The 13,786-nt window shown below is 35.2% G+C and carries 13 protein-coding genes; 8 read left to right on the top strand and 5 right to left on the bottom strand.

The annotated features are described in order from the left end of the window. The first annotated feature begins 11 nt into the window (after positions 1-11). The 4 genes from DHU68_RS09250 to DHU68_RS09235 all read left to right on the top strand — a co-directional run bounded on the left by DHU68_RS09250 (position 12) and on the right by DHU68_RS09235 (position 4,850). Positions 12-2,606 (top strand): T9SS type A sorting domain-containing protein, encoded by a 2,595-nt coding sequence (locus DHU68_RS09250; protein ID WP_108822703.1) that lies wholly within the window; start codon positions 12-14, stop codon positions 2,604-2,606. 159 nt (positions 2,607-2,765) lie between these two features. Continuing rightward, positions 2,766-3,098 carry a hypothetical protein gene (locus tag DHU68_RS09245; RefSeq protein WP_108822702.1) on the top strand — a complete coding sequence of 111 codons (333 nt, stop codon included), beginning with the start codon at positions 2,766-2,768 and terminating at the stop codon, positions 3,096-3,098. A gap of 112 nt (positions 3,099-3,210) precedes the next feature. Further along, positions 3,211-4,080, top strand: coding sequence for an SPOR domain-containing protein (locus DHU68_RS09240; protein WP_108822701.1), 870 nt, complete (start codon positions 3,211-3,213; stop codon positions 4,078-4,080). Positions 4,081-4,091: 11 nt separating this feature from the next. Continuing rightward, positions 4,092-4,850 (top strand): MBL fold metallo-hydrolase, encoded by a 759-nt coding sequence (locus tag DHU68_RS09235; RefSeq protein WP_108822882.1) that lies wholly within the window; start codon positions 4,092-4,094, stop codon positions 4,848-4,850. Position 4,851: 1 nt separating this feature from the next. On the opposite strand, the gene DHU68_RS09230 is transcribed toward DHU68_RS09235, so the two are convergent. From DHU68_RS09230 to DHU68_RS09210, 5 genes are all read right to left on the bottom strand, one after another. Continuing rightward, positions 4,852-5,418, bottom strand: coding sequence for a flavin reductase family protein (locus DHU68_RS09230; protein ID WP_108822700.1), 567 nt, complete (start codon positions 5,416-5,418; stop codon positions 4,852-4,854). Continuing rightward, positions 5,415-5,876 carry an aspartate carbamoyltransferase regulatory subunit gene (pyrI, locus tag DHU68_RS09225; RefSeq protein WP_108822699.1) on the bottom strand — a complete coding sequence of 154 codons (462 nt, stop codon included), beginning with the start codon at positions 5,874-5,876 and terminating at the stop codon, positions 5,415-5,417. Before pyrI ends, DHU68_RS09230 begins: the two co-directional genes overlap by 4 nt. Before the next feature lie 17 nt (positions 5,877-5,893). Next, on the bottom strand, positions 5,894-6,811 hold the full coding sequence (gene pyrB / locus DHU68_RS09220; protein WP_108822698.1) for an aspartate carbamoyltransferase: 918 nt from the start codon (positions 6,809-6,811) through the stop codon (positions 5,894-5,896). A gap of 274 nt (positions 6,812-7,085) precedes the next feature. Further along, positions 7,086-8,279: a saccharopine dehydrogenase family protein gene (locus DHU68_RS09215; protein WP_108822697.1), complete on the bottom strand. Its 1,194-nt coding sequence runs from the start codon at positions 8,277-8,279 to the stop codon at positions 7,086-7,088. An 86-nt stretch (positions 8,280-8,365) separates the two neighbouring features. Continuing rightward, positions 8,366-9,919, bottom strand: a complete 1,554-nt coding sequence (locus DHU68_RS09210) for a hypothetical protein (protein ID WP_160111116.1) — start codon at positions 9,917-9,919, stop codon at positions 8,366-8,368. A 591-nt stretch (positions 9,920-10,510) separates the two neighbouring features. On the opposite strand from DHU68_RS09210, the gene atpD reads away from it, so the two are divergent. Genes atpD through atpB form a run of 4 tightly spaced genes read left to right on the top strand, consistent with a single transcriptional unit; the run spans position 10,511 to position 13,781 of the window. Then, positions 10,511-12,025: a F0F1 ATP synthase subunit beta gene (gene atpD / locus DHU68_RS09205; protein ID WP_108822695.1), complete on the top strand. Its 1,515-nt coding sequence runs from the start codon at positions 10,511-10,513 to the stop codon at positions 12,023-12,025. 7 nt (positions 12,026-12,032) lie between these two features. Beyond that, on the top strand, positions 12,033-12,281 hold the full coding sequence (gene atpC, locus DHU68_RS09200; RefSeq protein WP_108822694.1) for an ATP synthase F1 subunit epsilon: 249 nt from the start codon (positions 12,033-12,035) through the stop codon (positions 12,279-12,281). Positions 12,282-12,286: 5 nt separating this feature from the next. After that, on the top strand, positions 12,287-12,709 hold the full coding sequence (locus DHU68_RS09195) for a hypothetical protein (protein WP_108822693.1): 423 nt from the start codon (positions 12,287-12,289) through the stop codon (positions 12,707-12,709). Further along, the gene (gene atpB, locus DHU68_RS09190; protein WP_108822692.1) at positions 12,690-13,781 is read left to right on the top strand and encodes a F0F1 ATP synthase subunit A; all 1,092 of its coding nucleotides are present in this window, start codon (positions 12,690-12,692) and stop codon (positions 13,779-13,781) included. The genes DHU68_RS09195 and atpB overlap by 20 nt, the downstream gene beginning before the upstream one ends. Positions 13,782-13,786 lie beyond the last annotated feature (5 nt).

The following is a 13,786-nucleotide window of genomic DNA, read 5'->3' as shown; positions in this document are numbered from 1 at the left end:
AAAACTACAGTATGAGATTTAGTGTAATATTAATCGTATTATTCCTTTTTCCTGTCATTATAATGGGGCAGTCGGATGTAATATTTTACTCCGAAGCGCCTATGTATGTTAAATATAAAGAAGGGGAAACTAAAAAAGGAGAAAGTTCATCTACCACCTTATATATAGGAGGTTCGGCTAAGTTCGCATCTGGTTCAACAATAGAACAGAAAGGTCGTACTGAAATTATTAAAGATTTTATTAATGCAAAGGATCCGTTAAAAGATACAGGTGTTGGAGCAAATTTATTTGTGAATAAATCTAATACACCATCGTTTGCAGATGGAGTTGTCGCTTTTATTGATAAAGAAGCAGGTACTCCTTCTACATTGCAAAGAATATATGGTGTTATTCCTGACGGTACTACGGCTAAGATTGATGATCAAAAAACAGTAAACTGGATCGATTTTCCTTCGATTTCTGTAGAAAAGGGAAAGCCTTTAGATACAGAAGACTGGAGAAAGGTTGGTTACCTTATGGTTGATATAACAGGGGCTTTATCCGTTGATTTTGTTAATGCGAAAAGAGGAGATAGGTTCGCTGTAAATATGTCATTTGATCAGGATTATGCATCTACTACGCTGAATACTAGATTAATAAAAAGTGGGTATGCACGAATTAAGGATGTGACAGCTGATACGGATATACCAACATATAGTCAAGTCAATTTGAGCCTTTATGAGATTGATCGCTATGATGATGGTGCTTTTGTTCTTGATGCTCAGCAGAGGCCTATAGCTGATCCAAACACATATACGGATGGAAAAGGAACGCTTCGAAATAAGGAAGGTTGGAATTATTTGACCGGATTTACTCCTCCATTTGCTAGCATGGGATCTGATTATATGTTCTATCACGCATTAACAGAGCCAAATGCAACAAGTATAACATCGAATAAAGTGCCGATTGTAGATCCTTACAAGCGTTTGGATAAAGGAGTTGGGTACTTTATGAGTATGGAAGTTTCTCATGCTGACCATGATTTTATTGATGAGCGTTGGAATTTTGGAGATGGAAATAGCATCTTAGCTGCTAATAGAGCACGAGGTGGATATGTATTTAATAGAATGGTGTTTCATGACTATTTATCTAAGCCTGGTGGCTTAATGAATAACTTTAGCCGTTTCTATTATGATGAAAATGAGCATGCTACTGTTCACGGTGCAGCGAATAGACCTATTGCAGGTGTTGGCGGAGATTGGATTGAAGAAGGTAAAGATAGATCTAGATATGAAGAAATATTAGATGAGACATTTAATACGTCTAAATCTGAAGTTATTGTAAGTCTAGAACCTGGATTAAATTTCTTAGGTAATCCATTTATGGTACCTATAAGCTTAAACCCTTTGTTAGGGTATGACCTAAATGGCAGTTCTACTATAGCTAGTATGAATGATGCTGTTGAGTTACTAGCGTTAAGTCCGAATGAAGCACAGCCAGTTATGGTCTCTAGCGTGAATCCTACAGGGGCTCATTTACGTGCTAAATATTGGCTGATCAATGAAGCTTTAGTTAAGTATGATGAAGAGGCTGATTTATTTCGATTCAAAGCTAAATATGATTATATAAGTAGAAATGCCGGATCTACTCTAGCTGTAGGAAATAATGAAGATGGAACAAATGGCGAAGGAAGTGCGAATGCATTGAATGGAATAGAACCATTGAAGTATTTAGTTGCCCCAATGCAAATGTTCTGTTTGCAAGCATCTACAAATGTAGATATTAAGCTAGATATGAATAAGCTAAGTATGTTTGGTAGAACTCATTATTTGAAAAGTGCTCAAGCCGAGAGAGATAATGAAATAATGAAGGATTGGTTTGTTGTCGAAGTAAATAATGACAAAGATCGTACTTCAGATCGTATGTCAGTAGTGTTTAATGATGCAGCTACCACTTATTATGCTCAAGATCCTTACGATACAAGTAAAGGTATTTCTGATAAATTTGAAGAATTCGTTCCTGAATATAATGGAGAGAAAACAAAAACAAGATATGAGGGAAGTAAAAGTATTATTTTTACTAAGTCAACAGAGGGTAAACAATTATTAGGTAATGCAATCCCTGCGGATGTAAAAGAATTAGGACTGTTCTTTATGCCTCCATCTTCTACAGAAGAATTAAGTCTGAAATTTTATGGAATAGAAAACTTAGAATCAGTTCCTGGCGTTTGGCTAATAGATAGACATCTAGACAAAAAAGTTAGAATCTATCCTGGAGATGAGTATAAGTTTGTATCAGATGTGTCTACTACTAAAACGTATACAGCAGATAATAATAGATTCGTTCTGCGTTTTTATGATGGAGATTCAGATGATATCATAACAAATGATGAAAAAGATATATTTTGTTATTACCAAGGATCTTCTATTTATGTTACAAATCTAAATGAAGGAGATATTAATAGTGATATTCAAGTCTATGATCTACAAGGACGTCTAATCTTGAAAGATAAGATCGATGATGCTAACACAGACTATTTCTTGAAACCTCTGAGCTTAGGTACTTATATTGTTAAGATTACAGGAAAACGGAATCATACATCGAAAATCGTAAATACAGGTAAATAAATATATATTATTGTAAGCGAACAATAAATTATCTTTACTTTAATAAACAAACTATACATATATACACCGACACAAGAGATATAATAGATGAAAACTAAACTACAAATATTATTATTTTTGATACTACTTTCTTCATTGATTGTTGTACCCTCAACTTATATGAGTGCAGCAGATACTGATGATATGGATATGCCAATATTATCTTCAGAGGGAGAATTACCATCTACTTCATTTTATAAAAGAGAGAAACGTTCAATTGTAAATTCGTTGGAAACATCCTCGTTTATAACGCCAATGAATGGTCTGTTAAGTGCAGGTGAAAAATGGGAAGATCCATTCCTCCCTGGTCAGGATGGGGATAGTTCTTTTCCAGGTAATGTGGGAGATAAAGGACCAATTGGAGATGTTTCTTTATCTATAATAATATCAATAATTTTTGTGTATTTAATTTATAGAAGGGTGTCTACTTCTAGAAGAAAGACTAATCTCTAAGAAAATTATACATGAGAGGTAGTGGTTGTTTAACTATCTCTTATTTTCTTTTATCTTTGCAATAACATTTTGTTACGCGTCTTATTTCAAAGGACAATAATACGGAATTTCTATGAAAATATATTTTTACACGACTTTACTTTTTTGTGGATTTTTAGTCTTATCAGGGAATACCTATTCTCAGGAAAATACAAAAGTCTTAAAAGTTAATTCTCAGCAAACTTTGACTCAAGAAGGAGTTATTTCTCATGATGTTAGTTTTGACAAAGAAGTAGTTGAGGAATTAGATTCTCTATTGAGAAATGGAGTAGGGTTGTCTAGAGTTAAGACGGAAAATGGACAATCAATACTTAAGATGGAATTGGATCCATCTTCTAAATCCTCATTGAGTATGTTTGGTTATATGGATGTAGGATATCGTTATTCTAATGTAGGTAAGGCTAAGCCAGATCCCCGTATTGCGAGTATCAAAACAAATAGAAAGAGACGATCTATTGAGGACGATAAAGACCCAATTGCTATAGCTATAGCCTCAAATTTAGTTAATGAAAGTTCTTCTAAATCGTCAGAAACTCCACGTACAAGCACTCAATTAAGCTCTGAGTTGAACACACCTAAAGTATCTCCAAAACAAGAATATAAAGATGCTGCAAATAGGCAGTTCAGAACAATGGATGTCTCTGTTATAGATAGTGGAGATAAACAATTCTTAAAACAATACTCAATAGTATTAGGAGCCTTTAGAAGTCAGAATAATGCTGATTTTATTCGTAGGACATTTAATGCTTTGGGAGAGAAAGTATTTGTTGCACGTACAACAACAGGAATATATTATGCTTTGTTATTAGGAGCTGATACTGAAGCTGAAGTAGTTAAAATATATGACGACTTTAGCTCGAAATATACTGAAGGAATTTCAAGACCTAAGCGGATTAGTCGTTACGGTATTCCTTTGGATGATATGTGGATATTGATCAAATAAATAGTGTACGAATGAATATAAAGTTCTTGGGAACAGGAACATCTTCAGGAATCCCTGAGATAGGTTGTGGATGTGAGGTGTGTACTTCAAACAATATAAAAGACAGACGCTTAAGAGCGTCTGTCTTGCTAAATATAAATGGGATCAAAATATTGATTGATTGTGGTCCCGATTTTCGTCAACAGATTTTACCAGAACCCTTTTCTCCCTTAGATGGAATATTGCTTACGCATGAGCATTACGATCATGTAGGAGGGTTAGACGATCTTCGGATCTTTTCTAAATTAGGTAAAGTGCATCTATACGCTAATGGGATTACGTTGGATGCTATAAGAAGAAGAATGCCATATTCTTTTAGCGAGAATCCTTATCCAGGAGTTCCTGTCTTTACAATGCATGAAGTTGATAAAAGGGAAAGATTCTCTATTGCAGGTGTTCAAATCATACCAATAGAGGTTAAACATTATAAACTGCCAGTATTAGGCTATCGTGTTGCTAATTTTGTCTATCTTACTGATGTGAAGACAATCCCAGAAGAAGAGTATTGTAAGTTAGAAGGGGTAGACGTTTTAGTTATCAATGCTCTCCGAAAAGGAGAGCATATGTCTCATCTTAGCTTATATGAAGCCTTAGCAATAATAGAAAAAGTGTCTCCTAAGAGAGCATATTTAACCCATATTTCACATGATATGGGCTTGCATGAGGAGGTTGAAAAGGAACTTCCTGAAAATGTGTTGATAGCTTACGATGGATTAGAAATCAAACTATAGATTATTTCTTTTTACGTACAGACCAACCAAAACCTCCTATCTTATTTCCTAGCTCATAATATTGTCCATGCGAATAGGCGATAGGTTTCGCCTCTTCAAGACTAAATTTACCTGTTTGCTTGTCAATATATTTCTCATCAGCTTTTACATTTACGACATCTGCAATAAACATGTCATGAGAACCTAGACTTAAAATTTCTTTGACTCTGCATTCGATATTAAGAGGAGATTCTTGAATAATAGGAGCTTTGACTACAGAGGCTTGACCTACAGTAAGATTCATTTCTTCAAATTTACGAAAATCTTTTCCTGATTTAACACCACACCAATCTGTTGCATAGGCTAAATCTTCGGTTGTAATATTTATAACGAACTCCATATTTCGTTTAATAATATCATAAGAATATCTTTCAGGTCTTACCGATATGTAACACATAGGAGGGTTGGTGCAAATCGTCCCCAGCCAACTAAGGGTGATTATGTTGTATTCTTCAGAACAACTTCCGCAGCTAATCATAGCTGCGGGAAGTGGGTATATCAAAGTTCCTGGTTTCCAGTCTTGTTTCATTTTAGGATGATGTCTTCTCTTTTTATTTTTAAATTACAATAATGACAACGTAACTCTATCTTTTCAGCGTCAACAACTCCAAAATGAGTAGCCATTGGTTCATTGTTTGTGATACATTTAGGGTTGTTGCATTTGACGATACCTTTTATCACTTTAGGTAGTGTAACTCGTTTTTTTTCAACGACCTCATAGTCTTTTATTATATTTAAAACTACATTGGGAGCAATAACAGCAATTTTGTTAACAACATCTTCTTCAAAGAATTTGTCTGCTACCTTTATAATCCCTTTAGAAGCCATTTTTTTGCTTTCCAGATTATTACCTATCGTAATAGGATTGTCTAGCTTGTCTAATTCTAAAAGAGATACAACTTTAAATACAACATTGCTTGGTATATGGTCGATAGCTGTTCCATTGCATAGAGCAGCAACTTGTAGTTCTTTTCTTATCTTACCCATTTTAGTCTCTTTTTTTATTAATCGATATGTATATTTAAGGCATCGCAAATAACAGCTTCACGAGTAAACATCCCATTCTTGGCCTGTTCAAAATAATAGGCTTTAGGGCTATCATCTACATCCTGATCTATTTCATTGACGCGAGGGAGTGGATGTAATACTCTAAGGTTGTCTTTAGATCCATCAAGCATACTTTTCTTTAGAATATATACATTCTTTACTTTTTCATACTCCATCAGGTCAGTAAAGCGCTCACGTTGTACGCGAGTCATGTATAGAATGTCTGTTTTGTTGATAACGTCAGGAGAAAAGTTAATATGTTCTTCGTATTTAATCCCTCTTTCGTCACAGAATTTTTTGTAAGTATCCGGAACTCTTAGTTCTTCTGGAGCTACAAAATGAAATGTGGGATTAAAGTGTGACATGCCTATAATAAGCGAGTGCACTGTTCGTCCATATTTCAAATCACCTACCATCGTAATAGTCAGATTTTCTAGTGTGCCTTGAGTCTTGTAGATGGAATAAATATCCAGCATTGTTTGAGTCGGATGCTGATTGGCTCCATCTCCTGCATTGATGATTGGTACAGAGGATACTTCTGAAGCATAACGAGCAGCACCTTCTAAATGATGTCTCATGATTATGATGTCAGCATAATTGTTCACCATGAGGATAGTGTCTTTTAGAGTCTCTCCTTTAGAAGAACTTGTAGTAGCTGCATCTGTAAAGCCTATGATACGCCCTCCCAGTCTGTTAACGGCTGTTTCGAAACTCAATCGAGTTCTGGTAGATGGTTCAAAAAAAAGAGTGGCACAAACTTTTCCTTCAAGTAGTCTTCTGTTTGGGTTCTCGTCAAATTTCTTTGTCAGATTAAGTATTCTAAGAATATCTTCCTTCGAATAATCTGTGATGGATACTAGGCTTTTGTTGCTCATGTTTTGTTTAGCTTTTGAAGAATTAATGACTCGATCAAAAAAAATCCCCGAAAAAGAAATTCTTTCCGAGGATAAATATATTTAAATTATAAGTATCAAAATAAATAAAAAAGAAGAAATTGATAAGGATATAAAATCATATGGATAATTTCGTCTTTTCATAAAATAATAGTTTACTAGCTGATACAAAGATAAAGACTTTTTCGAAATTAGGATAGTATATTTTAAGCCAATAATAAAAAAGCGCTGAAATTATCAGCGCTTTAAGTATATATTACATTTCTAGATCTATGTCAAATTGCTCATGCCAAGGAAGACCTTGTTTGTTTAGTTCCTCCATAAACGGATCAGGGTTAAATTCTTCTACATTAAATACTCCTGGTTGGCGCCACAAACCTTTCATAAACATGATGGCTCCGATAGTAGCAGGTACTCCGGTTGTATAACTTACGCCTTGAGCTCCGGTTTCTTTATATGCAGCTTCATGTGAGCAGTTGTTATATACATAATATGTACGTTCTTTACCATCTTTGATCCCTTTTATGCGGCATCCGATAGACGTTTCGCCTGTATAATTTTCTCCCAGTTCTCCCGGGTCGGGTAATACTGCCTTAAGGAATTGGATAGGCACTATTTCTACTCCATTGTAGATAATAGGGTCGATACGAGCCATACCAATATTTTGGATTACACGTAAGTGAGTTAGATATTCTTGACCAAATGTCATCCAAAAACGAGCACGTTTTAGTGTAGGAAAGTTTTTTACCAGAGATTCAAGTTCCTCGTGATAAATAACATAAGACTCTTTAGGTCCGATGTTAGGGTAATTCAATGGTTTGTGAATTGCATGAGGTTCTGTTTCTACCCATTCTCCATTTTCCCAGTATTTACCTTTTTGAGTTACCTCACGGATATTAATTTCAGGATTGAAATTTGTAGCAAATGCTTTTCCATGATCTCCAGCATTACAGTCTACGATATCCAGCTCGTGCATTTCGTCAAAGTGGTGTTTTGCAGCATAAGCTGTAAATACGCTTGTCACACCCGGATCGAAACCGCAACCAAGAATTGCTGTTAATCCTGCTTCTTTAAATCTGTCCTGATAAGCCCATTGCCATTTGTATTCATACTTGGCTTCGTCTATAGGCTCATAGTTAGCAGTGTCGAGATAGTTAACGCCACAAGCAAGACATGCGTCCATGATGGTTAGGTCTTGATATGGTAGAGCTACATTAATAACTAATTCAGGTTTGAAAGAGTTGAATAATTGTTTTAAATCCTCAACATCATCAGCATCTACACGTGCTGTCTGTATTTTGTTTCCACCTATTGCTTTGGCAATAGCATCGCATTTTGATTTCGTGCGGCTAGCCAACATGATTTCAGTAAAGACGTCCATATTTTGCGCAACTTTATGCGCTACCACAGTTCCTACGCCTCCAGCTCCGATGATTAATACTTTTCCCATTTTATTTTAATTTTATCTTTTAATCAGATAACAAAAATACAATAATAAAAGCAAAGTAAGGGAATTAAAATAAAAGACTATTTACTTTAATTCCAATTTTCTCTTTTAGCGAGCATTTCATAATACATCGAAACATACTTATCTATATTGTTGTTAATAATCTCAATGTATTCAGGTTTAGTTTTAAAGCCATCTTGAAGAGATTCTCCTCTAAGTTCTATAGTTCTGATATCTTGTATTTTTAATCCACTAAAGCTTTCGAAAGGAATTCCATTTGGGTCTACTGCGGGCAATAAATCAAATGTTCTATTATCATGTCTCTCCTTTGTTATATGTATAGTTTGATTTCCCATATGGTACTCATGAAAAGAGTTGGTATTTTTTCTGTTTCTATGATGATACAAGGCAACAAAATCCATATAATTTTCAAATTTAACTCCAATTTTTCCTCCTTCATCTATAAACTGGTAGGTAGCAGTGCATACAAAACTGCATAAAACAAGGATGCTTGTAGTAATTGTTAATTTTGAGAATCTTTTACCATTGAAAAATATGAAAGCTAAGAGAGTCAATAGCCCCAATATATATCCATAATTGAACCGCATATCGGGTGCTGTTAAGAAATTGAAGATAATGCAGAATGATATAATAATGTATAGAAATACTCTGTCTATATCTAGTCTCTTTTTTTTGTATTTGTATATTATTATAGCAGGAGCTATCAGAAAAATTATATAAAATATAATATTAAGGAGACCTGTGGTTGTAGCTTGATTGATGATTCCCTTGAAGAATAATTGAACTTTAAGAAAATCAACAGAGTATACTCTTTTTGCATAATTGTAAATATGGGCTTCTTGCAAAATAGCTGTTCCTTTAGGCACTTTCCAATCAAAATTAAAGAAATCTAAACTATATAAAGGATATACTAGGTATCCAGAGGTGATTATATTGCGAACGCACCATAGCGAAATGATCAAAAAAGATGCTGAAATGATGAACGAAAGTTCTCTATATTTTTTCTCTTTCAGCAAGAAGATAAATGGGATTAAGCAAATTAAGCAAAATGTAGCAGTCGATAATTTGAATGTAACTATAGTTATAGGTAGTAATAAGGCCAATAATGGTTGGTTTTTAGACCATTTGGTGTTTATAATGCTCTTTGATAAATAATAAAAAATAAAAAGTAAGGGAAGGATGTCTGTAGAGGAGCTAGCTAAAGAATATCCCATAGTGAATATTATAAGGAAAGAGATAGCTAGTAGTATTCCATAAAAAATACTATACCCGTTTTTAATGAGAGATACTGTGATCCAACAAAGTATACATATATATAATAGGGACTGTAAGCTATATATCGCTTCGGTGGGGCCAAAAAGGAAGCGAAATGTAAATATTGCAGATAATAATAAGTAATTGGAGTTGAAGCCAAATCTATCCTCTAGATTGCCTAGACCCGGTACAATTGCATATTCTTCATTCCATCTAATGTGTTGATATTGGTAATATTCGGCATCGTAGAAATATTCGGAAACATATACATATAACAATACAGATAGTATAGGAACAAGGATAAATATTTTTTGAAGGATAGTTGTTGATGTTACAAACAGTCTTATGGAATCAATATGTCTTTTCAAACGAGCATAATTAAATATCCAATGTGCTGTTCCTATAATAATGTAAGCAAAGAGAATAACATGATTTGAGGGTAACCAAAAAGATGAAAGGGGTAGAAGAAGGCATGCGAAACATATACCTAAGAGAAAAGTGTCAATTAAATTATACTCTTCTTTGTTCTTACAAAGCTTGTTGTATAGGAAAATAAAACAATCTCCTAAAGAGAATAAAGTATAAAATATAACTATCCAGGAAAATAAGGTTGTTATCATTTGTGTAAAGTAAATATTAAGCTCGTAGAAGTTCTGTAAATTTAAATACTAAAAGTTAACTAAAGTTTAAAAATAGTAAGTGTGCTTATTATTTTCGGATGTAAAGGTACAATTAAAAGTTAATAATGTTTATATTTGCTCAGCTTTAATAGAGGCGTCTAATTCCAGGAAAAATATTATTAATTGATCAAGTCTTGAATCATTGTATAAAAGATTTTGTAATTTAGGGCTTTTGTTATACTATAACAGACAAGAGTTTTTATTATCCTGCCATATAGTTAACGTCAGAAAAACATAGAAGTAAAATAAATTAAACAAACAATAAAAACATAGAAGTTTATGTCACAATTAGTTGGGCATGTATCGCAAGTTATCGGACCAGTGGTGGACGTATTCTTTGACACCAATGATCCGGCTTTGAAATTGCCAAAGATCAATGATGCCCTTGAAATTAAAAGACCTGATGGTCGTTTGCTGATTCTTGAAGTAAAGCAACACATAGGCGAAGATACTGTGCGTGCCGTAGCAATGGATAGTACCGATGGCTTAAGCCGCGGAGTAGAGGTTGTTCCTTTAGGTTCACCAATCCGAATGCCTATTGGAGAGCAGGTAAAAGGTCGTTTGATGAACGTCGTAGGTGATGCCATTGATGGTATGGGTGTTCTTGAGAAAAAAAGTGGTAGCCCTATTCATAGAGAACCACCTAAATTCGAAGAACTTCTGACGAGTAGAGATATTTTGTTCACCGGAATCAAAGTGGTAGACCTTCTCGCTCCTTATGCAAAAGGAGGAAAAGTTGGACTTTTTGGTGGTGCCGGAGTAGGTAAGACTGTGTTGATCATGGAGCTTATTAATAATATCGCGAAAAAACACAATGGTTACTCGGTATTTGCCGGAGTAGGAGAGCGTACTCGTGAGGGGAATGACCTGCTTCGCGAAATGATCGAGTCAAAAGTTATTCGTTATGGCGAAGAATTTGAGAAAAGTATGGCAGAAGGACATTGGGATCTTTCTAAAGTAGACGAAGAAGAATTAAAAAAATCACAGATATCCTTAGTCTTTGGTCAGATGAATGAACCTCCTGGAGCACGTTCAGATGTGGCTTTATCGGGGTTGACTATAGCGGAATCTTTCCGTGATGCTGTGTCCGACGGACCAAAAGATATCTTATTGTTTATTGATAATATATTCCGTTTTACTCAGGCTGGTTCTGAAGTGTCGGCACTGTTAGGTCGTATGCCATCAGCTGTAGGGTATCAACCTACATTGGCTACCGAAATGGGGGCTATGCAAGAACGTATTACTTCGACAAAGAACGGATCTATTACATCTGTACAGGCCGTATATGTGCCGGCGGATGACCTTACCGACCCGGCTCCAGCTACTACTTTCTCTCACTTGGATGCAACTACAGTGCTAGATCGTAAGATTACAGAAATGGGTATATATCCGGCTGTAGATCCACTTGGGTCCACTTCTCGAAGCCTTGATCCAAATGTAGTAGGACAAGAGCATTATGAGACAGCTCAACGAGTGAAACAAATTCTTCAGCGCAACAAAGAACTTCAAGATATCATTGCAATTCTGGGTATGGAAGAATTGTCTGATAATGATAAAATGATTGTAAATAGAGCAAGACGTGTTCAACGGTTCCTTTCTCAGCCATTCAATGTAGCGGAACAATTTACGGGAGTGCCTGGAGTTATTGTTGATATTGAAGATACAATCAAAGGCTTCCAACGTATATTAGATGGAGAAGTAGATTATTTGCCGGAACAAGCTTTCTTGAATGTAGGTACAATAGAAGATGCTATTGCTAAAGGAGAGAAAATCTTAGCTCAGGCTGCTGAATAAAATTATTATGAGAAATTCTGAATTACAACTAAATATCATATCGGCCGAAAAGAAAATATTCTCGGGAAAAGTTACATCTGTAGTTATACCAGGTGTTTCGGGAAAATTTGGAGTTCTGCCTGATCATGCTCCGCTAATATCACCTCTGATGGAGGGACAGATCGTATACTCAATCGAAGGGGCGGAGCAGGCGGTTGATGTAAAAGGAGGTATAGCTGAAGTAGTACAGAATGTTGTGACTATTTGTGTCATTTGAATTTTATGGGTTCACTAAAAAACAGATTTATATTAGGGTTAACGGGGTACGGGCTTATTGTAGGTGCAATCCTTGCAGCTATTATACACAAGTTTTTTCCCGGACTTGACTGGAACTGGTTTGTAGGGGTTTTTCTTTTTTTTATAGCTATAGAAAGCCTTATTATAAATATAGTTGTAAATAACAGTCAAAGTAAGGATAGCAGACGCTTGATAAATATTTATATGCTTGCAAAAGTAATAAAGATACTATCGTCTCTTTTTGTTGCCTTGATATATTATTTAGTAGAAGGAAGTAGTAATATAAAATCATTTCTTATCCTACTCATAGCTTTCTATCTGTTGTTTTTGGTCGCAGAAACATATTTACTTACAAAAATTGAGAAGCATATCAAATCGGACAACAAAAATGAGGAAAAACCAGTTTAAATATATTGTGTTACTCTGTATAGTTCTTATAGGGAATATCTTCCCTGCAAGTGCAAAGGAGAATGACGCAAAAGAAGAAAAAGTCGATATTGCTGGCATGATTATGGGGCACTTGATGGACTCATATGAATGGCATATAGCTTCAGATGGAGATAAACATTATAGTATTCCGTTACCTATCATTGTCTATAGTGAAACTAACGGGTTAAATGTGTTTATGTCCTCTCGCTTCCACCACGGACATGAGGCCTATAACGGTTTTTATATAGCAACCGAAGGTCCTTATAAAGATAAAATTGTAGAAAAAAACGCAGCAGGAGAAGAAGTGCGCCCTTGGGATCTTTCTATAACTAAGAATACGTTGGGGCTGATGATGAGTTGTGTTATACTCTTAGTCTTAGTGTTATCAACAGCACGCTGGTATAAAAAGAACTGTAAGGATGGTGTTCATGTAGCACCGAAAGGCTTTGTCGGATTTATGGAAATGTTCATCATGAGCATTGTCGACGATGTGATTAAACCATGTGTAGGCAAAAATTACAAGAAGTTTACACCATATCTGTTAACAGCCTTTTTCTTTATTTTTATCAACAATTTGATGGGTTTAATACCCATTTTCCCCGGAGGAGCAAATGTGACTGGAAATATTGCTGTTACACTAGTACTGGCTTTATTTACATTCTTTATTGTAAACATCTTCGGAACAAAGGAATACTGGAAAGAAATATTTAATCCTCCGGTACCTACTTGGCTTAAGCTACCAATACCTATTATGCCCGCGATAGAGGTGATAGGAATGTTTACTAAACCCTTTGCATTGATGATTCGTCTCTTTGCTAACATCTTGGCAGGACACTCAGTGATTTTAGGATTGATGAGCCTTATCTTCGTTACAGCTAGTTTAGGCGTTGTATTGTTCGGATCGATGACATTCGTATCTGTTGTGATGACAATGTTTATGGATCTGGTCGAAGTTCTGGTTGCTTATATTCAGGCATATGTGTTTACAATGCTGTCGGCAGTATTCATAGGACTTGCTCAGGCAGAACCACATAGCGTAGAAAAACATTAGATTGA

This window comes from Dysgonomonas sp. Marseille-P4361, assembly GCF_900343125.1.
In the GTDB taxonomy this organism is placed as follows: Bacteria; Bacteroidota; Bacteroidia; order Bacteroidales; family Dysgonomonadaceae; genus Dysgonomonas.
This window is presented reverse-complemented; position numbering and strand designations above follow the sequence as displayed.

Excerpts from the sequence above, each read along its gene's own strand:
- DHU68_RS09250 (WP_108822703.1), top strand. The coding sequence starts at position 12 with ATGAGATTTAGTGTAATATTAATCGTATTATTCCTTTTTCCTGTCATT.
- pyrI (WP_108822699.1), bottom strand. The coding sequence starts at position 5,876 with ATGGGTAAGATAAGAAAAGAACTACAAGTTGCTGCTCTATGCAATGGA.
- DHU68_RS09245 (WP_108822702.1), top strand. The coding sequence starts at position 2,766 with ATGAGTGCAGCAGATACTGATGATATGGATATGCCAATATTATCTTCA.
- pyrB (WP_108822698.1), bottom strand. The coding sequence starts at position 6,811 with ATGAGCAACAAAAGCCTAGTATCCATCACAGATTATTCGAAGGAAGAT.
- atpD (WP_108822695.1), top strand. The coding sequence starts at position 10,511 with ATGTCACAATTAGTTGGGCATGTATCGCAAGTTATCGGACCAGTGGTG.
- atpB (WP_108822692.1), top strand. The coding sequence starts at position 12,690 with ATGAGGAAAAACCAGTTTAAATATATTGTGTTACTCTGTATAGTTCTT.
- atpC (WP_108822694.1), top strand. The coding sequence starts at position 12,033 with ATGAGAAATTCTGAATTACAACTAAATATCATATCGGCCGAAAAGAAA.
- DHU68_RS09215 (WP_108822697.1), bottom strand. The coding sequence starts at position 8,279 with ATGGGAAAAGTATTAATCATCGGAGCTGGAGGCGTAGGAACTGTGGTA.
- DHU68_RS09240 (WP_108822701.1), top strand. The coding sequence starts at position 3,211 with ATGAAAATATATTTTTACACGACTTTACTTTTTTGTGGATTTTTAGTC.
- DHU68_RS09235 (WP_108822882.1), top strand. The coding sequence starts at position 4,092 with ATGAATATAAAGTTCTTGGGAACAGGAACATCTTCAGGAATCCCTGAG.
- DHU68_RS09230 (WP_108822700.1), bottom strand. The coding sequence starts at position 5,418 with ATGAAACAAGACTGGAAACCAGGAACTTTGATATACCCACTTCCCGCA.
- DHU68_RS09195 (WP_108822693.1), top strand. The coding sequence starts at position 12,287 with ATGGGTTCACTAAAAAACAGATTTATATTAGGGTTAACGGGGTACGGG.